17 protein-coding genes are annotated in these 21,819 nt (G+C 72.8%); 9 read left to right on the top strand and 8 right to left on the bottom strand.

Features of this window, described 5'->3' with window-relative positions; genetic code table 11:
• Positions 1-2: 2 nt before the first annotated feature.
• The 3 genes from ADK64_RS17465 to ADK64_RS17455 all read right to left on the bottom strand — a co-directional run bounded on the left by ADK64_RS17465 (position 3) and on the right by ADK64_RS17455 (position 4,957).
• Positions 3-1,808 carry an alpha-galactosidase D gene (locus ADK64_RS17465; protein ID WP_053659928.1) on the bottom strand — a complete coding sequence of 602 codons (1,806 nt, stop codon included), beginning with the start codon at positions 1,806-1,808 and terminating at the stop codon, positions 3-5.
• Between the two features lie 38 nt (positions 1,809-1,846).
• A complete protein-coding gene (locus ADK64_RS17460) occupies positions 1,847-3,028 on the bottom strand; it encodes an ROK family transcriptional regulator (protein ID WP_053659926.1) in 1,182 nt (393 codons plus the stop codon).
• A 144-nt stretch (positions 3,029-3,172) separates the two neighbouring features.
• A complete protein-coding gene (locus tag ADK64_RS17455; RefSeq protein WP_053659924.1) occupies positions 3,173-4,957 on the bottom strand; it encodes a M4 family metallopeptidase in 1,785 nt (594 codons plus the stop codon).
• Between the two features lie 338 nt (positions 4,958-5,295).
• Between ADK64_RS17455 and ADK64_RS17450 the strand changes: the two genes are divergently transcribed.
• From ADK64_RS17450 to ADK64_RS17415, 8 genes are all read left to right on the top strand, one after another.
• The gene (locus ADK64_RS17450; RefSeq protein WP_053659922.1) at positions 5,296-6,468 is read left to right on the top strand and encodes a serine hydrolase domain-containing protein; all 1,173 of its coding nucleotides are present in this window, start codon (positions 5,296-5,298) and stop codon (positions 6,466-6,468) included.
• Positions 6,469-6,503: 35 nt separating this feature from the next.
• Positions 6,504-7,805 (top strand): CAP domain-containing protein, encoded by a 1,302-nt coding sequence (locus ADK64_RS17445; protein ID WP_053659919.1) that lies wholly within the window; start codon positions 6,504-6,506, stop codon positions 7,803-7,805.
• Positions 7,806-7,861: 56 nt separating this feature from the next.
• A complete protein-coding gene (locus tag ADK64_RS17440; protein WP_053660009.1) occupies positions 7,862-8,539 on the top strand; it encodes an AIM24 family protein in 678 nt (225 codons plus the stop codon).
• A gap of 170 nt (positions 8,540-8,709) precedes the next feature.
• Positions 8,710-9,810 carry a tetratricopeptide repeat protein gene (locus ADK64_RS17435; RefSeq protein ID WP_053659917.1) on the top strand — a complete coding sequence of 367 codons (1,101 nt, stop codon included), beginning with the start codon at positions 8,710-8,712 and terminating at the stop codon, positions 9,808-9,810.
• Positions 9,807-10,826 (top strand): polyprenyl synthetase family protein, encoded by a 1,020-nt coding sequence (locus ADK64_RS17430; RefSeq protein WP_053659915.1) that lies wholly within the window; start codon positions 9,807-9,809, stop codon positions 10,824-10,826. Before ADK64_RS17435 ends, ADK64_RS17430 begins: the two co-directional genes overlap by 4 nt.
• Before the next feature lie 103 nt (positions 10,827-10,929).
• The gene (locus ADK64_RS17425; protein ID WP_053659913.1) at positions 10,930-11,898 is read left to right on the top strand and encodes a threonine/serine dehydratase; all 969 of its coding nucleotides are present in this window, start codon (positions 10,930-10,932) and stop codon (positions 11,896-11,898) included.
• A 156-nt stretch (positions 11,899-12,054) separates the two neighbouring features.
• On the top strand, positions 12,055-13,629 hold the full coding sequence (locus ADK64_RS17420; RefSeq protein WP_053659912.1) for a protein kinase domain-containing protein: 1,575 nt from the start codon (positions 12,055-12,057) through the stop codon (positions 13,627-13,629).
• A 114-nt stretch (positions 13,630-13,743) separates the two neighbouring features.
• Positions 13,744-14,784 (top strand): hypothetical protein, encoded by a 1,041-nt coding sequence (locus tag ADK64_RS17415; protein WP_053659910.1) that lies wholly within the window; start codon positions 13,744-13,746, stop codon positions 14,782-14,784.
• A gap of 186 nt (positions 14,785-14,970) precedes the next feature.
• Here ADK64_RS17415 and ADK64_RS17410 read toward each other — a convergent pair whose 3' ends face one another.
• The gene (locus tag ADK64_RS17410) at positions 14,971-15,504 is read right to left on the bottom strand and encodes a DUF6328 family protein (protein ID WP_053659908.1); all 534 of its coding nucleotides are present in this window, start codon (positions 15,502-15,504) and stop codon (positions 14,971-14,973) included.
• Positions 15,505-15,556: 52 nt separating this feature from the next.
• The gene (locus tag ADK64_RS17405) at positions 15,557-16,540 is read right to left on the bottom strand and encodes an aldo/keto reductase (protein WP_053659906.1); all 984 of its coding nucleotides are present in this window, start codon (positions 16,538-16,540) and stop codon (positions 15,557-15,559) included.
• Between the two features lie 171 nt (positions 16,541-16,711).
• Between ADK64_RS17405 and ADK64_RS17400 the strand changes: the two genes are divergently transcribed.
• Positions 16,712-18,430 (top strand): cholesterol oxidase substrate-binding domain-containing protein, encoded by a 1,719-nt coding sequence (locus tag ADK64_RS17400; protein WP_053660007.1) that lies wholly within the window; start codon positions 16,712-16,714, stop codon positions 18,428-18,430.
• A gap of 183 nt (positions 18,431-18,613) precedes the next feature.
• On the opposite strand, the gene ADK64_RS17395 is transcribed toward ADK64_RS17400, so the two are convergent.
• The 3 genes from ADK64_RS17395 to ADK64_RS17385 form a co-directional block, all read right to left on the bottom strand.
• The gene (locus ADK64_RS17395; RefSeq protein WP_053659904.1) at positions 18,614-19,210 is read right to left on the bottom strand and encodes a TetR family transcriptional regulator; all 597 of its coding nucleotides are present in this window, start codon (positions 19,208-19,210) and stop codon (positions 18,614-18,616) included.
• A 163-nt stretch (positions 19,211-19,373) separates the two neighbouring features.
• The gene (locus ADK64_RS17390) at positions 19,374-20,867 is read right to left on the bottom strand and encodes an MFS transporter (protein ID WP_053659901.1); all 1,494 of its coding nucleotides are present in this window, start codon (positions 20,865-20,867) and stop codon (positions 19,374-19,376) included.
• Positions 20,868-20,972: 105 nt separating this feature from the next.
• A complete protein-coding gene (locus ADK64_RS17385; RefSeq protein ID WP_199829638.1) occupies positions 20,973-21,794 on the bottom strand; it encodes a lipase family protein in 822 nt (273 codons plus the stop codon).
• Between the last annotated feature and the right edge of the window lie 25 nt (positions 21,795-21,819).

Raw genomic sequence — 21,819 nt, 5'->3', positions numbered from 1 at the left:
TCTCACTGGCGGGGGGACACGGGCACGTCGATGCGGTCGATGTCCGGCGCGTAGTCCGTACCGCTGTCGAAGGTCACGGTGTTGGCCCCGGCCTTCAGGGTGACGGGGACGCTCACGGTCTCGACGGTCCCCCAGTCGCCGGTCGAGGGGAAGCGGTGGCGGGTGGCGGCACCGGAGTCGGCCGAGATGTTCACCGGGCGGGGGTCGCCGCTGACGTAGGCGACCTTGATCAGATAGGTGCCGGACCGGTCCACGACGACGTCGTTGAAGCGGAGTGCGCCGCCAAGGTAGAGGTTGCCGACCTTCTTCTTCCCGGAGCAGGCGGGGCAGTCGGCGACGGAGGCGTTGCCGCTCAGGGTGTTGGCGGCGGACTCGGCCTCGTAGCCGGTCGTCCTGAGGGCGCTGCCGTGCGGGGTGACGGTGAACAGACGGGAGCCGTGGGCGGGCAGGGCCTCGGTGATCCTGTTCCGGTACGCGCCGAGGTCCTCGTGGTTCCACAGGTCCCGTACGGCCGCCTTGCCGCTGAAGCCGAGGGCGGAGAAGTCGGCGGTGACGGCGGCGGGGCGGTCGGCGAGGTTGAACAAGGCCACCGTGTAGGTGCCGTCGGGGTTCTTGGCCGCCCAGACCTGTTGCGGGTCGGAGGGGGTGACCGGCCGGGCGGGCGGGGTGTCGCCCTGGTCCACGGCGATGACCTCGCGGTTGGTGAGGAGCCTGACTCCGTAGTCGTCGAGCCCGGTGAGGTCGTCGCCGGTGTAGAGGGGGGACTTGGCGATGGCCCACAGGGTGGCGTACGTCTGCCGTTCCGCCTTCGTCAGGCCGTCCATGGTGCCGTTCCCGACGTCGAGGGAGTCGAGGTCGTTCCAGCCGCCGGGGCCGGCGTGCCGCGTCCAGCCGGGGGTGTCGTCGAAGCGGTCGTCGACGGAGTTCTCCCAGGTGACGAGGGTGTTGCAGTAGCACTCGACATCGGTGTCGATGCGCCAGCCGTTGGAGTACTTCTTCCAGTCGGCGGCGTGGCCGATGTCCAGGGACCAGGAGATCTCCAGATGGACGGGGCGGCCGGTGGCGGCCAGCGCACGCTGCCAGGCGGCGACGTCGGCAACGTTGTCGTAGTTGTCCCCGCTCTTGAAGGAGCCGGGACCGACGCCGTCGAGCTTGAGGAAGTCATAGCCCCATGAGGCCAGCAACCGGGCCTGGGAGTCTATGTACTTCTCGGCGCAGGGTTTGGCGAGATCGAGCTTGTAGGCGCTGTCCCAGCCGTTGGTCGTGCGCAGGTCGCCGTAGACGACGTCGGCGGTGGTGCAGCCGTCGGCCTGCCAGATGGGCACCTTGCCGTCGCCGTAGGCCTCCTTCTCCAGGCCGACCGGCAGATAGATCCCGGCCTTCAGGCCGAGCGCGTGGATGCGGTCGGCGACCGCCTTCATGCCGTGCGGGAAGCGCACCGGGTCGGCCTGCTGGCGTGCGTAGCCGTCGTACTCGGGTTTCCAGCCGGTGTCCCGCCACCAGCCGGCGTCGATGTCGACGTACTGGTAGCCGTACGGCTTCAGCTTGGCGGCCAGGGCGCCGGCCTGCTTCAGGACGTTCGCCTCGGTGAGGTAGCTGTAGTCGCCGTCCGGGTTGAGGCCCGGGTACTTGGAGGACTGCATGCTCCAACTCGACCAGCCCATATAGGGCTTGGCGGCGCTTGCCGCGACGCCGCCGTCGGCGTGGGCGGTGGCCGGGACGGCGGTGGCGAGGGCCGCGGTGAGGGCCAGGACGACGGCGGCTCTGAGCCCGCGGGCGGGCAGGAGGGAGTACGAGGGTGACCGCATGGGCCGTACCTCCTGGGTGGGTTCGGATGCGGGGCGGCTCAGCCCTTGCGGCTTGCGGGGGGCTGGGTGATGAAGGACTGGATGGCGGCGGCCGCGGCGCCGCGCGCCCATTCCTCGAAGGGCAGCGGGCGGGTCAGGACGTCGCACCGGGCGGCGGAGCCGAAGGCGGCCGTGGTGAAGCTCCGGCGGATCCGGTCGGCGAAGAGGTCGTAGGCGGCGAGCCCCTCGCCGGAGATGATCACGCGCTCGGGGCCGAGCAGGTTGGCCACGGTGGCGATGCCCCGGCCGATGGCGTCCCCGGCGCGCGCGTACACCTCGCGGGCTCCGGGGACGTCTTCATGCGCGAGGGTCAACGCCTGTGCACCGTCGCTGACATGACGGTTCGTCACCTCGCTCATGCGGGCGACGATCGCGGACTCGCCGGCGATCGCCTCCACACAGCCGCGGTTGCCGCAGTGACACTCGGGTCCGGCGGGGTCCACGACGACGTGCCCGATCTCCCCGGCCACACCGTGGGCACCGGCGACCACCCGGCCGTTCACCACGAGTCCGCAGCCGATGCCCGTGCCGACGGTCACGAGGGCGAAGCCGGCGAGCCCGGCGCCGGCGCCGAACCACTGCTCGGCGACGGTCAGCGCGCGTACGTCGTTGTCGACGGTGACCGGCAACCCGGTGCTCGTCGCGGCGAGTTCGGCGAGCGGCACATCCCGCCAGTGAAGGAACGGCGAGTAGCGTACGACGCCCTCGGCGCGGTCGACATCGCCGGAGACGGCGATGCCGAGCCCGGCCACCGGGGCACTCACCCCGGCCGCGCGGAATTCGTGCACGAGGTCCGCGATCGAGGCCAGCACGGCGCCCGGCGCCCGGTCCGGCAGGGGCCTGCGGCGGGCGAGGAGGATACGGCAGCACAGGTCCGCGAGGACGGCGATCAGCTCGTCGCCGGTGACCTTCACCCCGAGGAACAGGGCCCGTTCGCCGTTGACCCGGACCAGGCCTGCGGGCCGGCCGAGGGCGGGGCGGGCGTCCTCGTCGGCGTCCTCCGCCAGATACCCGGCGGCCAGCAGCGGGCGTACGGCCTTGGTCACGGCGGCCGGGGACAGGCCGGCCCGGCGGCCCGCCTCCAGGCGGGTCAGCGGACCGTGGGACAGCACCGCCGTGAAGACCTGTGAGGCGGCCGGCGTGTGCGCCGGGAACGTCTCCGTGTGCGGGGTCGAGCGCATGGCCGGGAACCTAGGACCATTATTTTCCGCTGTCAATAAAAGAAACAGGGGCTGTTACGGAGGCAGTTGGGGCATCCGGGACCGGACATGCGGATGCCCCGCGCACGGCGGGGCATCCAGGGGTACGGCGGTGCGGCGGTTCCGTCAGTGACGGGCGGCCGGCGTGTTGGCGACGGTGACGTCGACCGCGGCCCACGCCTTGTCCACGGTCTTGTACTCGGTGCTGTTCGCGCCGTACAGGTCCTTGGCCGCCTGCAGCGTCGCCTTGCGGGCGTCATGGAAGTCGGTCGTGGAGACCATGTAGCGGGTGAGCGCACGGTAGAAGATGGCGGTGGCCTTGGTGCGGCCGATGCCCTTGACCGTGGAGTGGTTGTAGGTCGGCGAGTCGTAGGCGACGCCGTTGATCGTCTTCTTGCCGCTGCCCTCGGCGAGGAGGTAGTAGGCGTGCGAGGAGACACCGGAGCCGGCGTGCACCTCGGTGTAGTAGGTGTCCGGCGACCAGTAGTCGATCGTGCCCTCGAGCTTGTCGAGCGACGGGTGGTCGAGGCGGCGCAGGAACTTCTGGGCGAGGCCCAGCTTCTCGCCGATCAGGTAGTCCGGCGTGTCCTTCTTGTTGTTGGCGTAGAACTCGACGTTCGAGCCGAAGATGTCCGCGAGGGACTCGTTGAGCGCGCCGGGCTCGCCGTACTGGTTGCCGTTGGGGTCGACGTAGGTCGGCTCCAGCTTGGCGGTCGCGTCGACCACACCGTGGGTCAGCTCGTGACCGGTGACGTCGAGCACGACGAGCGGCTTCTTGAAGGTCTTGCCGTCGCCGTCGCCGTACAGCATGCAGTTGCAGGTCGGGTCCCAGAAGGCGTTGGCGACCTTGCTGCCCCAGTGGACCATGCCCTGGGCGGCCTTGCTGTTGTTGGCTATGCCCTTGCGGCCGAAGGTGTTCTTGTAGAAGTCCAGCGTCTTGGTGATGCCGTACTGGGCGTCCGCGGCGGCGCTGGCGCGGCTGCTCGTCGCGCCGTTGCCCCACACGTCGGTCGTGCTGGTGAACTTCGCGCCCGCGCTGAACTTCTCCGTCGTCGAGCCCTTGGCGTCGCGCGTCTCGGTGCCGTACCGGCTCGGGTCCTTGAGCTGGTAGTGGCCCTTCGAGGTGGCCGTGGTCGTCAGGCCGACGCTGCCCACGTAGAGGGTCTTGCCGGTGCCCTTCGCGGCCGACGGGTACTTCGTGACGCCCGATACACCGGAGCCGAGCAGGCCGGCCGCGGGGTCGGCGGCGGCGGTGCCGGTGGCCGGGTCGGCCGTCTCGCCGTGCTTGCGCAGGTTGTCGAGCACCTTCGGCGACAGGAACTCGTCGCTGTCGGGCGTGTTGCTGCGCACCTTGCCGGTGACGGCGTCGACGACGACGGTGCTGGTGCCCTGCTCGTCGGTCACCGCCACCTGGTAGGCGAGGGCGGAGGAGCCGCCGCGGGCGTCGACGACGAGCTGGGCGGTGCCCGCGTCGCCCTTGGCGACCTGGGCGGCCTTGGCGGCGGCCTGGTCCGCCGTCAGCCTGGCCCGGCCGGCCGGCTCGACCGCGTGGTCGGCCGCACGGGTCACGCCCGTGTAGGCGAGCTTGCGGTCGAGGTGGACGACGAGGTCACCGCCGAGCACCGGGAGGCTGTTGTGCGTCCGGACGAAACGGACGTGCCGGGCGCCCTCCGGGTCGATCATCACGTCCTGGGCGTGCAGTTCGTCGCCCTGCGAGACGCCGGTCGCCGAGGCGTGGGCGAACGCCGCGGTGCGCGCCGCCGTCACCACCGTGGTGGCGTTCGTGTCGGCGGACGCGGCGGACCGCTCCACCCCCGTGTCGGGACCCGCGAATGCCGTACCGGCCAGGCCCGTGGCAGCGGTCGTCACCGCGACGGCGACGGCGACGCTGCGTATGTGCGGTCTACGCACTGATCAGGGTTCCTTCGTTCGAAGGCGGCCGGGATCACCAACCACCTTGAGAAGTGGCACGGTTCGGCGCCACAGGGGCTGGTCTGGCCCTTGGGGGGTAACCCTTACGGATCAGTCATGTGCACGTAAAGGTGGAATGATCGATTTCGCCGCCTTCTATGGCAATCCTTTACGAATGCACGCCACAGGGTGATCACAGGATGACCAACTGTGTGTCAACTGTGGAGACGATGACTCAATCCCCTAGGTTCCAGGGCCGGAATGTGACCGACGTCGCATCACAAGTCGTTGTCACATGAGTCGTCATCACCAGTCGTATCGAGGGAAGTGGGTGCCGAATGGTCTCAGCAGCGGTGGTAGGACGGGGCGCGGTTCTCGGAGCGGTCGCGCTCTCGCTCCTCGCGGTCCCGGCGCGGGCCGCGACCGCGGAGCCGGACACTCCCGGGGCGGCGGCGCTCGCTGCGCCCGACACCACGGGCGTCGACGCGGCGCTGCGGTCGGCGGTGACCGCGGGCGCGCCGGGCGCCCTGGCCCGGATCGACGACCACGGCAAGGCGTACAAGCTGACGCGCGGCCTCGCCGACCGGAGCACTCGGCGGGCCCTGACCGCCGACGACCGGTTCCGTATCGGCAGCGTCACGAAGACCTTCTCGGCCGTCGTCCTGCTCCAGCTCGTCGACGAACACCGGCTGGCGCTCGACGCGCCGGTCAACCGCTACCTGCCGAAGCTGCTGCCGGACGACCGGATCACCGTCCGCCAGGTGCTGAGTCACCGCAGCGGGCTGTACGACTACACCAACGACATGTTCGCCGACAGCGTGTCCGGCTTCGAGGCGGTGCGGAACAAGGTCTTCACCTACCGCCAGCTGGTAGCCCTGTCGCTGAAGAAGCCGCGCACCAACGCGCCCGGCGCCGCGTACTCCTACTCCAACACCAACTTCGTCATCGTCGGCATGCTCATCGAGAAGCTCACCGGGCAGTCCGTGCGCACGGCGTACGAGGACCGCGTCTTCAAGCCGCTGAAGCTGCGCGACACGTTCTACGTCCACCCCAAGACCACGATCCCGGGCCGGTACGCCCGCGGCTACCTCACCCCCGACCGGACCGGCGATCCGCTGGTCGACGCCACCGCCCAGACGGTGTCGTGGGCGCAGAGCGCGGGGGCGATCATCTCCAGCGCGCGGGATCTCGACACGTTCTACTCCGCGCTGCTGAGCGGCAGGCTGCTGAGCGCCGCGCGGCTGGGCGAGATGGAGAAGTTCAACCGGGTCGACAGCACGACGGCATACGGGCTCGGGCTGCGCAGGCGCGAGTTGCCGTGCGGGGTCTCCGTGTACGGGCACACCGGGATCGTGCAGGGGTATTACACGTACGCCTTCGCCACGAAGGACGGTACGCGCAGTCTTGCGGCTGTCGCCAACACGTCCAACAACGCGAAGGTGCAGAGCGCCATGACCGGTGTGCTGGAATCCGCGTTCTGCGGGAAGACCGGGAAGGCGGCCAAGGGGTAGGCGGTACAGCCCCGCGCCCCTCTAGGTTGGCAGGCATGACGCAGGAGTTGACGGCCGGAGGGAACCTGGTCCTGCCCGAGGGCGCGGTACGGCTCCGGGTCGGCGGGGAGTTCGATGTGTCCGCCCTCGTCACGGGGGCGGACGGCAAGGTCGGGTCCGATGCCGACTTCGTGTTCTACAACCAGCCCGATGCGCCCGGGGTACGGCTGCGCGGTGACACCCTCGCCGTCGAGCCGGGGCGGCTGCGGGCCGGCGCGTGCCGGGTCACCGTCGTCGTGAGCGCCGCCGAGCCAGGGGCGCGGCTGTCCGCTCCCCGGCTCGAGGTCGCCGACGGAGCCGGCCGTGCGGTGGCCCGGTTCACGCCGCCGCCTCCCGGTCCGGAGACGGTGCTGCTGATCGCCGAGCTGTATCTGCGGGCGGGCTCCGGCTGGAAGCTGCGGGCGATCGGGCAGGGGTACGCCGACGGGCTGGCCGGACTCGCCCGGAACTTCGGTGTGGACGTCCGCGACGACGGCGGGCAGGACCGGGCGGCCGTACCGGCGCCGCGTTCGCCCGGTTCCCCCTCCACCGCCGCCGACGACTTCCTCCGGCTGGTCAACTCGGCCCGTATACAAGCCGGTTCACCGCGCATCGCCCTCGATCCGCGCCTCGCCTCCGCCGCGCGCTCGCACGCCCGGGCCATGGCGGATGCCGGGCGGCTCGGGGCCGAGGGGCGGGACGGCGTCTCGGTCCATCAGCGGATCACCGGCGCCGGATACGCGTACATCGGCGTCGGCGAGCATCTCGTCTCCGGGCCGCGCACTCCGGCGGAGTTCGTGGAGTACTGCCTCGGCTCCGAGCGCTCCCGGCGGACTCTGCTCGATCCGGCCTTCCGGCATGCCGCCCTGGCCCACGCCGACGCGGGCGACCGGTACTGGACCGCACTGTGGGCCGCTCCCCTGACCCCGGACGCGCTGTCCCGCACGGCCGCCGAGGTCGTCGCGCTCACCAACACCGAGCGCGGGCGGGCCGGTCTTCCCCCGCTGGCCGTCGACCCGCTGCTCACGGCGGCCGCGCAGGCGCACTGCGCGGACATGGTGGCCCGCGACTTCTACGCCCACACCTCCCCCGACGGTGCCCAGCCCTGGGACCGGGCCGCCGCGGCGGGTTCCCGCAGACGCACCATCGGCGAGAACATCGCCTGCGGCCAGCGCTCCCCCGCCGAGGTCGTGTCGGGCTGGATGAACAGCCCGGGGCACCGGGCCAACATCCTCAAGCGGGAGTTCGGCCACCTGGGCATCGGCTTCGCGGGCGGCGGCCGGGCAGGCACCTACTGGACCCAGCTGTTCGGTGGCTGACCGGCCACGCTCCGTGATCTTGGCGGAACGGCAGGTTCCGGGACACCATGCGCGGCATGAAGGGTGATCTCTTTTCCAGTGAGCACGTGGTGCAGCCGGCCACGCAGGCAGGCATGTCCGTCGAGAACGCCAAGTGCGTCCGGTACACGGTCAGCGGCGAGATGTACGCCCGCCAGGGCGCGATGGTCGCCTACCGGGGCGACCTGAAGTTCGAGCGCAAGGGCCAGGGCGTCGGCGGCATGCTCAAGCGTGCGGTCACCGGTGAGGGACTGCCCCTGATGGCGGTGCGCGGACAGGGCGAGGCCTGGTTCGCGCACGAGGCGCAGAACTGTTTCATCGTCGAGGTGGAGCCCGGCGACCAGTTCACGGTCAACGGCCGCAACGTGCTGTGCTTCGACGCCTCGCTGTCGTACGAGATCAAGACGGTGAAGGGCTCGGGCATCGCCGGCGGCGGGCTGTTCAACAGCGTGTTCAGCGGGCAGGGCCGGCTCGGTCTGGTCTGCGAGGGCAATCCGCTGGTCATCCCGGTCTCCGCGCAGTCCCCGGTGTACGTCGACACGGACGCGGTGGTCGGCTGGACCGCGCACCTGCAGACCTCGCTGCACCGCTCCCAGTCCCTCGGCTCCATGCTGCGCGGCGGCTCGGGCGAGGCCGTGCAACTGATGCTCCAGGGCGAGGGGTTCGTCGTGGTACGCCCGAGCGAGGCGACCCCGCAGAAGGCCCAGCAGCACTGAACCTTCACAAGGTGATCCGCGCCGCACGGGCAACCCCCGCCGCCGTACCGGCGTCTTGATCGACAACAGACCGATGACCGCCCCGGCCTCCTGGGCCGGGGCGATTTCCCGATCCCTATACACGTGATGTATACGCAGGATGTATACGCTCCGTGTATAGAAAGGTGCGTATGTACGGCAAGGCTTTCGCCCCGGAGTACCAGGGCGCCCTGACCACCCTGTCCGTGAACTCCTCGCTGGTCGACGTGCTGGCCGAGGGCACCGAGCGGCTGCGTGAGGCCGAACGGTCCGGCCGGCCCGCCGAGGCGGCCCGCTGCGGGCTCGCCGTCGCCGAGGCACAGCGGCGGCTCGGCCGGATCGAGGACGCTGACCGGGCCTGGAAGGCGAGTTACCGTGCCGCCCGCGAGGCCGGCGACACCGGCGCGATGGCGTGGGCCCTGTGGAGCGGCGGCACCCTCGCCCGCCAGCGCGGGGCGTTCCCACTGGCCTGGCGGCTGCTCGGGCTCGCGGCCGAACTCGGCGAGCGCGGCGGGGACGTCGTGTGCCGCGGCTACTCGCTGGCGGGGCTCGCGGAGACCGGCCGTATCCAGGGCGACTACGAGGCGGTGGGCCGGCTGCACGAGCAGCTGCTGGCCGAGGCCCGGCGGCGCGGGGAGGCCCGGCACACGGTGTGGGCGCTGGAGGGCATCGCGCAGATGCACCGCAACACCGGGGACCACGACCGGGCGTACGCCCTGTTCGAGGAAGCGGCGGAGATAGCCGAGCGGGCCGAGGACCGGCGGGGGCACGCCTGGGCGCTGCGCGGCCTCGCCGACATCCTCTCGGTCCGCGACGGGGACACCGAACGGGCGCTGGAGCTGCTGTCCCGGGCGGAGGCCGGCTGCCGGGCGATGAACCTGTCCAGCGCGCTCGCCTACAACCACAAGATGCGCGGCAACGTCCTCTACCGCGCCGGGCGTTACACCGAGGCGCGGGATCTGTACGAGCTGGCGCTGGAGGAGTTCCGCGCGATGAGCGAGCCGCGCGGTGAGGCGCTGGCCCGGCTGGGCCTCGCCAAGTCGCTGGCGCGGCTCGGCCGGGACCACGCCGAGACGGCGGCCGAACTCGCCGATCTGGCAAGGACGTTGGAGCGCAGCGGACTGAAGCACGCACGCGAGATGGTCGCCCGGGCCCAGCAGGAGTTCCGCCTCGACCGGGATCTCGACACGGAGCACGACGCGGAGCACGGCGCCGAGCACGGTGCGGAGTTCGACACGGAGGTCGCCCGGTGACCACCGTCCAAGCACCGCCCTCCGCGTCCGAAGTCCTCGACCGCTGCCGGGAGTTGGTGCGACCGGCGCTGGAGCGGGCGGTGGGCGGGCTGCATCCGTGGGTGGCCGAGATGGCCGCGTACTCCTTCGGCTGGTGCGAGGTCGGCGGGGCGCCCGCGGCCGCACCGGGCGGCAAGGGCGTACGGCAGGCGCTCGCGGTGCTGGGCGCCGAGGCGGCGGGCGCCGACGGCCGGGCCGGTGTCCCGGCGGCGGTCGCGGTGGAGCTGGTGCACGCCTTCTCGCTGCTGCACGACGACATCATGGACGGCGACGGGACCCGGCGGCGCCGCCCGGCCGTGTGGAAGGCATACGGCACCGGACCCGCGGTGCTGGCCGGGGACGCCCTGTTCGCCCTCGCGGTGGAGACGCTCGCCTGCGCACCCCAGGGTCCCGGGGCCGTGCGGCTGCTCTCGGCAGCCCTCGCCGACCTGGTGCGCGGCCAGGCCGACGACCTGCTGTTCGCCGCCCGGCCCGGCACCGGCCCGGAGCGCGTGACGCCCGAGGAGTACCGGGCGATGGTGGAGGGCAAGACCGGTGCCCTGCTGGGCTGTGCCGTCGCACTGGGCGCCGCGCTCGGCGGGGCGTCCGAGGCCACGGTCACCGCGCTGGAGCAGGCCGGACGACAGCTCGGCATCGCGTTCCAGCTGGTCGACGACGTGCTGGGGATCTGGGGCGACCCGGCCGTCACCGGCAAGCCGGCGGGCGGTGATCTGCGCGAGCGCAAGATGACGTTCCCGGTGCTGGTCGCGCTGGGTTCTCCCGCGGCCCACCGGCTGCCCGGGCTGCTCGGCCGCCCGGGGCGGGCCGCGGAGGCGGCGGCGCTGATCGAGGCGGTGGGCGGCCGCGAAGCGGCACTGGCCGAGGCCCGCGCGCACACGGCCACCGCCCGGGAACTCCTCACGGGCCTGCCCCTGGCCGCCGGAGCCACCGGTGACCTGCTCGGACTCCTCGACCACCTGGTCAGCCGCGAGCTGTGAGGCCCTGCGGGACGCCGGTGAAACGGTGTTGACCTGGGGAGTCCTCGCGGGTCAGGGTGCGAGGGGCGCGGTTCCCACCCCCGCGCCGGAAGGGTGAGGCACCTTGATCGGCATCTCGGACATCGAAGCCGCCGCGGAACGCATCGCCGGACACGTCGTACGGACGCCGACCGTACCGAGTCCGGGGCTGACCGAGCTGCTCGGCGTCCCGGTCACCACCAAGCTCGAACTGCTCCAGCGCACCGGCTCGTTCAAGGCGCGCGGGGCCACGGCGAAACTGCTGTCGCTGGGCGAGGCCGAGCGGGCGGCGGGCGTGGTCGCGGTCAGCGGCGGCAACCACGGCATCGCCCTCGCGGTGATGGCGGCCGCCCTCGATGTGAAGGCGACCGTGGTGATGCCCCGGACCGCACCCGCGCGCTCCATCGAACTCGCCGGGGCGGCCGGGGCGTCGGTGCGGCTGACCGACGGTATGGACAGCGCGTTCCAGCTGGTGACGCGGCTGCGGGACGAGGGGCTGACCCTGGTCCACCCGTTCGACGACCCGGTCGTCATCGCGGGGCAGGGCACGGTCGGGCTGGAGCTGGCCGAGGACGTCACGGACGCGGCCGGACTGACGGACGTCGTCGTCAGCATCGGCGGTGGCGGTCTGATCGCGGGGATCGCGGTGGCGCTCGCCGCCCGGCGGCCGGGGGTGCGCGTGTGGGGCGTGGAGACGGAGGGCGCCGAGGCCATGTCCGGCGCGCTGAAGGCGGGCGGACCGGTGCCGGTGCCGCTGTCGTCCCTGGTCACCACGCTCAGCGCGCCCGCCGTGTCCCAGCTGACCTACGACCGTGTCCGGGCCCTGGTCGAGGAGGTACTGGTGGTCCCGGACCGGGACGCCGTGCAGGGCTGTCTGGACCTCGCCGGCCACGCCAAGGTGTGGGCCGAGCCGGCCGCGGGCTGTCTGCTGCCGGCGGCCCGGCAGGTGCTGGACCGGGTCGGCGACGGCGCCCGGCTGGGACTCGTGGTGTGCGGCGGCAACACGACACCCCGGGAACTGACCGGGTGGGCCGACCGGTTCGGGCTGATGTGAGCGGCGAGTGAGCGGCGCGGGGCGCGCTCCGGACTCCACACGGCGGGACGCGTCCCGGAATCCACGGAAAAGGGGGCGCATCCGGGAATTCTTTGAACGCACCCCCACGCGCCCCGCGTACCCCTGGGAGACACGAAGCAGGGGTCTCAGCGAGGGATGACCATGGTCAAGGCGCACGTCTCCGCACACGAGTTGGCCGCCGGACGGTACCGGCTCCTGGAGGTCTTCGCCCGCGAGACGAACCGCCTGTGGTGGTACGCCGAGGACGTGGCGGCGGCGCAGCCCCGGCTGGTGGCCCAGACCGCGCTGCCGGAGGCCTGCGCCGAGGAGACCGTGCGCCGGGTGACGGCCCGGGTCGTGCGGACCTCGCAGACCATGCGGCTGCTGCGTCCCGGACAGGTCGCCACGGTCGTGGACGCCGTGGTGGAGGCGGGCACCCTGTGGACGGTCACGGAGTGGATCGACGGCACGCCGCTGTGCGAACTCCTGGACCGCGAGGGCTCGTTCCACCCGGTACGGGCGGCCCGGATCGGTCTGGAGCTGCTCGATCTGCTCCAGGTCGCGCACGACGAGGGCATCACGCACGGCGAGCTGAGCCCCGGCCAGGTCTTCGTGCGGGACGGCGGCCCGGTCGTCGTCACCGGGTTCGGACTGGCCGGGGCCACCCTGGTGCCACGGCTGACGGCACCGTCGTACGCCTCGCCGGAGCAGGCCCGCGACGAACGCATCGGCCCGGCCGCCGACCTGTGGGCGCTGGGCGCGCTGCTGTACACGATGGTGGAGGGCCGGCCGCCGTTCCGGGACCGGGGCCGGCCCGAGGCCACCCTGAAGGCGGTGGACCGGCTGCCGCTGCGCACCCCGCTGCGCGCGGGCCCGCTCGCCCAGGCCGTGCAGGGGCTGCTGCGGAAGAACTCGCGGGAGCGGCTGACCCGGCCGGTGGTCCGCGCGGCCCTGACCCGGGCACTCGACGAGGACGGCGAGGAGGACCGGCGGCCGGCCCTCGTGCCCCGGCTGCGCGGCGGGTACCCGAGCATGCGGCTCGCCGGGCGCGAGGGGAGCAGACGGGCCGTGGCCGCCGGCAGCGCGCTGACCGTGATCGCCGTCGCCGTCGCCGCCCTGGCCGCGACCCACCGGCTGCCGGGCACCGGCGCCGCGCACGAGCCGGAGCGCCCCGCCGCCTCGGCCACCCCGACCGGCCGACACCCCGCGACACCCACCGCCACACCGACCCCCACAGCGACCGCCTCGGCGCCGGCTCCGGCCGCCCTGCCCGCCGGCTATCACCGCTACACCGCCCCCGAGGGCTTCTCCGTGGCCCTGCCCCATGGCTGGAAGCGGCTCGTCACCTCGCGGGTCACGGACGCCTACCGCGTCACCTTCGGCCCGGGCGGCGGCGCCCCCACGCTCGCGGTCACCTACAGCGAGCGCGTCGGCCCGGACCCGGTCGCCGTCTGGCGCGACGACGTCGAACCGCAGCTGGAGCGGCTCCCCGGCTACCAGCGCGTCGGCTCCGTGCGGGCCACCACGTACCAGGGTCACCGGGCCGCCGACCTGGAGTGGCTGGCGGGCACCGGGGACGCCCGGGTGCACACCTTCGGGCGCGGTTTCCTGCTCGGCGGCCACCGGGGTTTCTCACTGCGCTTCACCACCGCGGCCACGGCCTGGGACGCCACCGGGAACCGGCTGGCGCTGAAGACCTTCCTCGCGACGTTCCGCGTACCGAGGGCCTGACGGCCGCGACCGCACCGTCCCGCCAAAGCATCGCCAATGCGGCGATATAGGCTTTCCTGTCCGCACCCGTTCCCGGATGCGGTCCCTCGATCCATCCTTGCAGGAGAGTCATCCGTGACCCTGGTCATCGACCCGTCCGAGACGTCCGCCCCGGCCGCAGCGCCGCTGTCCGACCTCGTGGCGCGCGACGCCCGTGAGTTCGGCGTCTACGCCCGCACCGGGGGCTGGGCCTTCGCGCTGATGGTGGCCCGCAGCGTGCGGCCGGGCGGGCAGGCCGCCGGTGAGACGGCGAAGGTGTCGGCGAAGGAGTTCGCGCAGCTGGCCGACTGCTCCCCGGAGCGGGTCATGCGCTACTACAAGGCCTGGGACCGGGCCGCCGACGACGCACTCGTCCCGCACTTCGAGACGCTTCAGCCCGGACAGGACGTCGAACTGCCGGACGCGGACGTGTGGTTGGGCTACTACGTCTCGCGCAACAGTGCCACCTCCGAGCGCGGCACCGCGATCGCCGAGGCCGCCGCGGCCGAGGGCATCCGCCCCACCAAGGCGCTGGAGGTCGCGGAGAACCCGACCGCCCTGCGCGCCGCGATCCTCGCCGACCCCTCCACCGCCCGCGCGGCCCGCGCCGCCCTGCTGGACCGGCTCCGGGAGGACCCCGAGCTCCAGGCCGAGCTGGCGCGTGACGTCGTACGCACCGACGACCTGAAGAAGGCCGTCGCGACCGAGAGCCGGTCCGCGGACCGGATCGGCTACGTCCGCCAGATCGCCGAGTCCGGGCAGATCAGAACGCCGGCCGGACAGACCGTCGACGCCCCCGCCGAGCTGCGCGAGGAGGCCGAACGGCATCTGTCGCTGATCGACGAGCTGGAGGACACCGAGGACACCGGCGAGTGGGCCACCGAGGCCTACGACACCATGAAGTCGCTCGTCGCCGAGACGGTCGAGGCCGACCCCGGCCTGCGTGTCCAGGAGCGGCGGACCAAGTTCTACAGCAGCCTGCAGAAGGCCACCAAGGCGTTCGAGGAGCTGACCTTCGACGACGCCCAGGACTTCTACGAGGACGACATGGTCCAGCGTCTGGAGGACCTCCAGCAGGCCATCGGCAGCTGCCTGACCGCGCTGCGCGGGGCCCGCGAGGACCACCCGCGGGGCTGAGCCGCGGGCACGGCGCGGACGCGTTCCTCGCCGCCCAGGGCTCTCGACCACCCCGAACAGCGCGACGAGGCCGTCCGGCCGCGGCTACGCCGTCCCCCGCCACGGCGAACCGGGCGGGTCGACCGTCTCTGCCGCGGCCGTGGCCGGGCACCACGTGGAGATCATGACCCGCCCGTACGTCCGCCCCTAGCCGGGTCCCGGCCCGCCCGGCCCCGGGGCCGCGGTCCGGCCGTCCGGCCGGACCGTGTGCCGGTGCCGGACCCACAGCGGCAGCCCGTACCAGCAGACCAGGTACCAGGCGACGACGGCCGACACCAGGTACGGCACAGAGCTGTCGTGCAGGGCGACCCGCAGGATCAGCAGCAGGGCGGAGGCCATCGTCGCCAGGAGCAGCGCCAGGCCGGCGAAGGTCATCCAGGACGCCAGCCGCACCGCCCGCGGCTTGACCCGGCGACCGGAGACGAGGCGGTGCAGGGACACGGGTCCGATGAGGGCGCCGGTCGCGCCGGCGCCCAGGACGACGGTCACGATGTAGATGACCCGGTCGCCGTGGGCCAGCTCGGCGTACGCGGGCTGGAAGGCGACGGTCAGCAGGAAGCCGAACAGGATCTGCACGCCCGTCTGGGCGACCCGGACCTCCTGGATGAGTTCACCCCACATCCGGTCGGCCCGCTCCTCCTCGCTCTCGTCGCGCCCCCTGCGCCGTCCGTCCTCCGTCATGCGGTCCCTGTAACCGCCCGGCCGTCCGTTCAAACGGTCCCCGCCGCGCGGCCTACCAGCGCTGCTCGACCTGGTCCCTGACCCGGCGGTCGTACAGCGCGCGGACGGCGGTGGACGTGTCCTCGGGCAGGGGCGGCAGCTTGGCGGCGGCCGCGTTGGCACGGGCCTGCTCGGGGGTGCGGGCGCCGGGGATGACCGTCGTCACGCCGGGCTGCTCGATGATCCAGCGCAGGGCCAGCTGGGCCGGCGTACAGCCCTCGGGGGCGAGCGCGGCGAACTCGGCGGCGGCCTCGACGCCCGTCGCGTAGTCGACGCCGGAGAAGGTCTCGCCCTGGTCGAAGGCCTCGCCGTGCCGGTTGTAGGTGCGGTGGTCGTCGGCCGCGAACACCGTGTCCTTGGTGTACTTCCCGGAGAGCAGGCCGGAGGCGAGCGGCACGCGCGCGATGATGCCGACACCGGCCTCGCGCGCGGCGGGCAGCACCTCGTACAGCGGTTTCATCCGGAACGGGTTGAGGATGATCTGCACGCTCGCCACGTGCGGCCGGGCGATCGCCGTCAGCGCCTCGGCACATGTCTCGACGCTCACCCCGTACGCCGCGATCCGCTCCTCCTCGACGAGCGTGTCCAGGGCGTCGAAGACCGCGTCGTGGGAGTAGACGGGCGTCGGCGGGCAGTGCAGCTGGACCAGGTCGATCCGGTCGGTGCCGAGGTTGCGGCGCGAGCGGTCGTTCCAGGCGCGGAAGTTGTCCAGGACGTAGTTCGCGGGAATCTGGTCGACCCGGCGGCCCATCTTGGTGGCGACCAGCACATGCAGATCGGGGCGGCCGCGCAGGAACGAGGCGATGGTCTCCTCGCTGCGTCCGTCGCCGTACACGTCGGCCGTGTCGAAGAAGGTGACCCCCGACTCGGCCGCCGCCTCCAGGACGGCCAGGGCCTGCTTGTCGTCCACGTCGCCCCAGTCGGCGCCCAGCTGCCAGGTACCGAGTCCGACCACCGAGGCCCACTGGCCCGACCTGCGGAATGCGCGTTCGTCCATGGTGCCAGTGTGTCATCCGGGTCCGGCAGACGCGGATGGGCCCGCTCCGGCACGGCTCCCGTGTGCCGACTGCGCGTTCTCTGCCCTTTCACCCACACGGGCGACACGGGTGGACGATTGCGAGGTGGGCGCAAAGCGCGCCCTTACCGTGGGCCCGTGATCGATCACCCGATGGACAACTCCCCGTTCCCGTACGGCGGTTCGGGTTCCCTCAGCCGTCGCGGGCTGCTGCGCACCGCCGCCGCGCTGGCCGCCGTGCCGGTCCTGCTCGCGGCCGATCCGGCGGTGGCTTCGGCCGAACTGCCCGGGTTTCCGGCCGAGGTGAGGCCCTACCGCTCGGCGTACCGCAACTGGGCGGGCGGGATCACCGCCGACGGGCTGTGGGCCTGCGCCCCGACCGGACCGGAGCAGGTCCTCGCCGTCACCAACTGGGCCTGGCGCAACGGCCGGCGGGTCCGCGCGCGGGGCTGCTCCCACGGCTGGTCGCCGCTCACGATCACCGAGGGGACGACGGCGGACACCCGGACCCTGCTGGTCGACACCGCACCGCATCTGACCGGCCTGGCCCTGGAGTCCGGTTCGGCGGTCCGCGCCGGTGCCGGGGTGACCCTGGAGGCGCTGCTCACCTTCCTGGAGGAACACGGCCTGGGCCTCACCGCGACGCCCGCGCCGGGCGATCTGACCCTGGGCGGCGCCCTGGCGATCGACGCGCACGGCACCGCCGTACCGGCCGACGGCGAACGCCCGCCGCCCGGCAGCGCCTACGGCTCGCTCAGCAACCGGGTGCTGGAGCTGACGGCGGTGGTGTGGGACGCGGACAGCGGGGCGTATGTGCTGCGCACGTTCCGCCGCGAGGAGGCGGACTGTGCCGCGCTGCTGACCCATCTCGGCCGGGCCTTCGTCACCGAGGCGGTACTGCGGGTCGGCCCGGACCGGAACCTTCGTTGTGTCAGCCGCACCGACATCCCGGCCCGCGAACTGTTCGCGGCGCCCGGCTCCGGCGAACGCACCCTGGAGAGCCTGGTGCGCCGCTCGGGCCGGGTCGAGGCGATCTGGTTCGCCTTCACCGAGTTCCCGTGGCTGAAGGAGTGGAGTGTCACGCCGGTGCGGCCGCCCGGCTCGCGGCACGTCGCCTCGCCGTACAACTACCCCTTCTCGGACAGCGTGCCGACGCTCGTGGCCGATCTGGTGGGCCGGCTGGTGGCGGGCGCGGGCTGGTATCTGGCGCCGCAGGTGGGCGCCGCGCAGCTCACGGTGGCCCGGCTGGGGCTGGCGGCCACGGGCTCCGCCGATCTGTGGGGGCGGTCGAAGAACACGCTGCTGTACCTGCGGCCGACCACGCTGCGGGTGACCGCGAACGGGTACGCGGTGCTCACCGCGCGGGCCGGGGTGCAGCGGGTGGTGCACGAGTTCACCACCCGCTACCGGGCCCTGCTCGACGCGTACGCCGCGCGGGGGCGCTTCCCGGTCAACGGCTCGGTGGAGATCCGGGTGACCGGCCTGGACGAGCCGGCCGACGCCGGCGTGCCCGGCGCCGAGGCACCGCTGCTGTCGGCGGTGCGGCCGGGCCCGGAGCATCCCGAGTGGGACAGCGCGGTGTGGCTGGACGTGCTGACGCTGCCCGGCACGCCGTACGCGGAGGCGTTCCTGCGCGAGCTGGAAACGTTCCTCCTCGGCACCTACGACGGCGGGTACGCCCTCGCCCGCCCGGAGTGGTCCAAAGGCTGGGCGTACACCGACAAGTCCGCGTGGAGCGACCCGGAGGTGCTCGGCACGGCGGTGCCCGGCAGCTACGGCCGGGAGGTGTGGACGCGAGCGGTGGCGACCCTCGACCGGCTGGACCCGCACCGGGTGTTCGGCAACGACTTCCTGGACCGCCTCCTGCGCTGATCGCGCCAGGGCCTGTGCGACGGTTCCCGTCGGAGCGCCGACGGCGTCCCGTGCCGTGCGGAGCGTGGCGGCAGGCCGCCCTCGTACGGGGCGTACGTGGGCCGTACGAGGGCGTCGGCGGCCTCCTTCGGCTTCGCCGGGACAGCCGGCTGCGTGCGCCAGGGCCGGGCGAGGAGCGCCGGGTCAGCCGCACGGGGTCAACTGGGCCTGCACGAGCGGCCCGTAGCGGTCGGCGATGGCGTCGGTGTCGGTCTCCCGCAGATGCGGTACGCGGGCGATGCCGTACATCACGCCGAGGCCGACGAGCGCGGCGACGGCCAGTTCCGCGCGCAGGCCGGGGTCGGGGCCGGTGAGCCGGGCGGCGAGGCGTTCGGTGACCTGGGCGCGGAAGTTGGCGCGCAGGATGTCGCCGTGGTCGCCGTGCAGCGGGGCGAAGGCGATGCGCAGCAGCGGGTCGGCGCCGCGCTCACGCTGGCTGGCCAGGACGTGCCGGGCCATGTGCCGGCCGAGGCCGGGCAGCGGCGCGTCGAACAGGGCGTCCGCGTCGGTGTCGAAGGACATGACGCGGACGAACAGGGCGTCCTTGTTGCCGAAGTACTTCAGGATCAACGGCGGGCTGACACCGGCCCGTTCGGCAACCGCCTTCAAGGTGATGTCGGCGTGGGCGTGCCGCGCCAGGAGATGGCGGGCGGCCTTGAGAATGGCGGCCTTGGTGACCTCGGCGTCACGGCGGCCGGGGGCGTGGGTGTCCGGCCCGGGTGGGGTGCTCACGCTCCTCATGCTCCCTCCCGCACCTGGTCACGAGCACCCCGGGTGCCGCCGCGCTGCCGACGGACGCCATCGCCGGGCATGCGCAGAAGGCCGGGCGCGTCCGCACGAGCGGCGGGAACGACGGCGACCGCCGGCACACGGCCGCACCGCACAGGCACCCGCCCGAAGGCACTCACGCCTCCTCCAACGCCTCGTCACGAGCACTCCGGGTGATCCCCCGACTCCGGCGGGCGCCGTCGGAAGGGGTGTCGCCGGGGATGGTGAGGGCGGCCGCGCAGGCGGCGAGGGCGACCGCGCCGGCCATCGCGAACGCGAGCAGGTAGCCGCTCAGTGTGGGGACCGGGACGCCGCCCACGGGGCTGGTGTGGTGGACGAGGACGGCGGCGACGGCGGCACTGGAGACGGCCTGGCCGATGGTGCGCATGAGGACGTTGACGCCGTTGGCGGAGGCGGTCTGGCCGGCCGGGACCGCGCGCAGGATCAGCGTGGGCAGCGCGGAGTAGGCGAGCGTCGTGCCGGTCGCCACCACCGTGGCGCCCACGATGATCATCCACAGGTCGCGGCTGTCGGCGATGCGGACCGCGTAGCCGCAGGCGATGACGGCGGCGCCCAGGGCGAGCGTGATCCGCGGGCCGCGCGCGGCGGAGATGCGGGCCGACAGCGGCGAGAACAGCAGCATGGTCACGCCCCCGGGCAGCAGGCACAGACCGGTGGCGACGAGCGAGAGGCCGAGGCCGTAGTCGGTGGCCTTCGGGGCCTGGACCAGCTGGGCGGTGACGAGGGAGTTGGCGTAGAAGGCGAACCCGGTCAGCAGGGCCGCCACATGGGACAGGCCCACCCGCGGCCGGCTGACCAGCTTCAGGTCCACCAGCGGCCGTTCGGTGCGCAGTTGCTGCCACCACCACAGGGCGAGGACGCCGACGGCCGCGAGGAACAGACCGAGGACCCGTGCGCTGCCCCAGCCCCAGGTGCCGCCCTGGGAGACGCCGAGCAGCAGGCACACCAGTCCGGCGGCGAGCCCCAGCGCGCCGAGGACGTCGAACCGGCCGGGCTCGCGTACCGGCGACTCCTTGACCGCCCACCAGGTGCCCGCGACGCCCAGCGCGCCCAGGCCACTGGTCAGCCAGAACATCGTGTGCCAGTCGGCGTACTGGATGACCAGCGCGGCGAGCGGCAGGCCGAGCGCGGCGCCGATGCCCACCGTGGAACTCATGAGCGCCACCGCCGAACCCCGGCGCTCCGGCGGGAGTTCGTCGCGCAGGATGCTGATCGACAGGGGGACGACGGAGGCGGCGCCGCCCTGGAGCGCGCGGGCGGCGATGAGCACGCCGATGTCGGAGGAGAGCGCGCACAGCACCGAGCCGACGGTCATCAGCACGAGTGCGACCGTGAGCACCCGCTTCTTGCCGTACATGTCGCCGGCCCGGCCGAGCACCGGGGTGAGGACGGCGCCGGAGAGCAGCGTCGCGGTGACCGTCCAGGAGACGGTCGCGGCTGAGGCGCCGGTGAGCCGGGGCAGGTCCGGCAGCAGCGGGATGACGACCGTCTGCATGACCGCCATGAGGATGCCGCCCGACGCCAGCACCGGGATGGTGAACCGGTACCGCAGCGCGGGGGCAGCGGCCGGGGCGCCGGGCGGCTGGGGTATGAGGGCGGGGCGGTCCATCAGCACTCCCGGGGACGGTGTGAAGGCACGGTGAATAGCAATTCACCTTATCGGGTGAATGAGGCTTCACCCGGGTTTTCCACGCGCGCCCGAGCACCGCTCCACTCAGCCCAGGTTCTTCTCCAAGGCCCCCAGGTAGTTGTGCATGAAGTGGTCCCGAATTCCGTCGGAGGCGGGCGCGAAGGCGTCGGCGGTCAGCCCCACGGCCCGGTCGGTGAGGGCCGACAGCATCGGCATGCTCTCGTGGACCCTGCCCTTGGAGTCGATGTAGCGCAGGGCCCGGACATGGGTGAAGACGGGCTCGGGCGGCAGCTGGGGCACGATGTCGTTGTTGTTGACGAAGCGGTACATACGGCCGCCGAATCCCTCGTGGAACGCGTCGGCGAGCAGCCGGTCACAGGTGCGCGGCTGGCCGAAGGTGTAGACGCCGTCCGCCGCGTGGTGCGGGGCCTCCAGGTACATCCGGGCGCCGGCCAGCATGGCGAGGGCGCCGCCCAGGCTGTGCCCGGTGAAGTAGACGCTCTGTCCGTCGGTGCGCAGCTCCGCGAGGGTGGCGGCGATGTCCGGGTACACCGAGCGCAGGGCCTCGGCGAAACCGTGGTGGACGTATCCGTTGCCTCCGGGGCCGGGGCTGGGCGGGGTCGTGGCGTCGGAGAGCCAGTCCTTGATCTGCGTGGGTTCGGTGCCGCGGAAGGCGGTGACGATCATCCGGTCGCCGGCCATCGTGTACGCCTGGGTGTCCTGCAGCGGGAACGGCGGGGTGAACCGGGTCTCGTGGTGCCGCACCCGGCCGAAGCCCCAGCGGGCGGCCTGGTCCTCGATGACGGCTCGGCCCTGGTAGGCGAGATCGGCCGCCCGGGCCAGCCAGTATGCGCGTCGCAGGCTGTGACCGGACGAGGTCTGGTCGAACGTGTCGGGCACGGCCATGGCCGGACTCCTTGCATGTGGGGGG

Origin of the sequence: Streptomyces sp. MMG1121, assembly GCF_001280015.1 — a bacterium.
Taxonomy (GTDB): domain Bacteria; phylum Actinomycetota; class Actinomycetes; order Streptomycetales; family Streptomycetaceae; genus Streptomyces.
This window is presented reverse-complemented; position numbering and strand designations above follow the sequence as displayed.

Bases quoted from the DNA above. Each gene is read 5' to 3' on its own strand.
- ADK64_RS17395 (WP_053659904.1), bottom strand. From the start codon at position 19,210: ATGAGGAGCGTGAGCACCCCACCCGGGCCGGACACCCACGCCCCCGGC.
- ADK64_RS17440 (WP_053660009.1), top strand. From the start codon at position 7,862: ATGAAGGGTGATCTCTTTTCCAGTGAGCACGTGGTGCAGCCGGCCACG.
- ADK64_RS17405 (WP_053659906.1), bottom strand. From the start codon at position 16,540: ATGGACGAACGCGCATTCCGCAGGTCGGGCCAGTGGGCCTCGGTGGTC.
- ADK64_RS17445 (WP_053659919.1), top strand. From the start codon at position 6,504: ATGACGCAGGAGTTGACGGCCGGAGGGAACCTGGTCCTGCCCGAGGGC.
- ADK64_RS17450 (WP_053659922.1), top strand. From the start codon at position 5,296: ATGGTCTCAGCAGCGGTGGTAGGACGGGGCGCGGTTCTCGGAGCGGTC.
- ADK64_RS17460 (WP_053659926.1), bottom strand. From the start codon at position 3,028: ATGCGCTCGACCCCGCACACGGAGACGTTCCCGGCGCACACGCCGGCC.
- ADK64_RS17420 (WP_053659912.1), top strand. From the start codon at position 12,055: ATGACCATGGTCAAGGCGCACGTCTCCGCACACGAGTTGGCCGCCGGA.
- ADK64_RS17390 (WP_053659901.1), bottom strand. From the start codon at position 20,867: ATGGACCGCCCCGCCCTCATACCCCAGCCGCCCGGCGCCCCGGCCGCT.
- ADK64_RS17410 (WP_053659908.1), bottom strand. From the start codon at position 15,504: ATGACGGAGGACGGACGGCGCAGGGGGCGCGACGAGAGCGAGGAGGAG.
- ADK64_RS17385 (WP_199829638.1), bottom strand. From the start codon at position 21,794: ATGGCCGTGCCCGACACGTTCGACCAGACCTCGTCCGGTCACAGCCTG.
- ADK64_RS17435 (WP_053659917.1), top strand. From the start codon at position 8,710: ATGTACGGCAAGGCTTTCGCCCCGGAGTACCAGGGCGCCCTGACCACC.
- ADK64_RS17400 (WP_053660007.1), top strand. From the start codon at position 16,712: ATGGACAACTCCCCGTTCCCGTACGGCGGTTCGGGTTCCCTCAGCCGT.
- ADK64_RS17465 (WP_053659928.1), bottom strand. From the start codon at position 1,808: ATGCGGTCACCCTCGTACTCCCTCCTGCCCGCCCGCGGGCTCAGAGCC.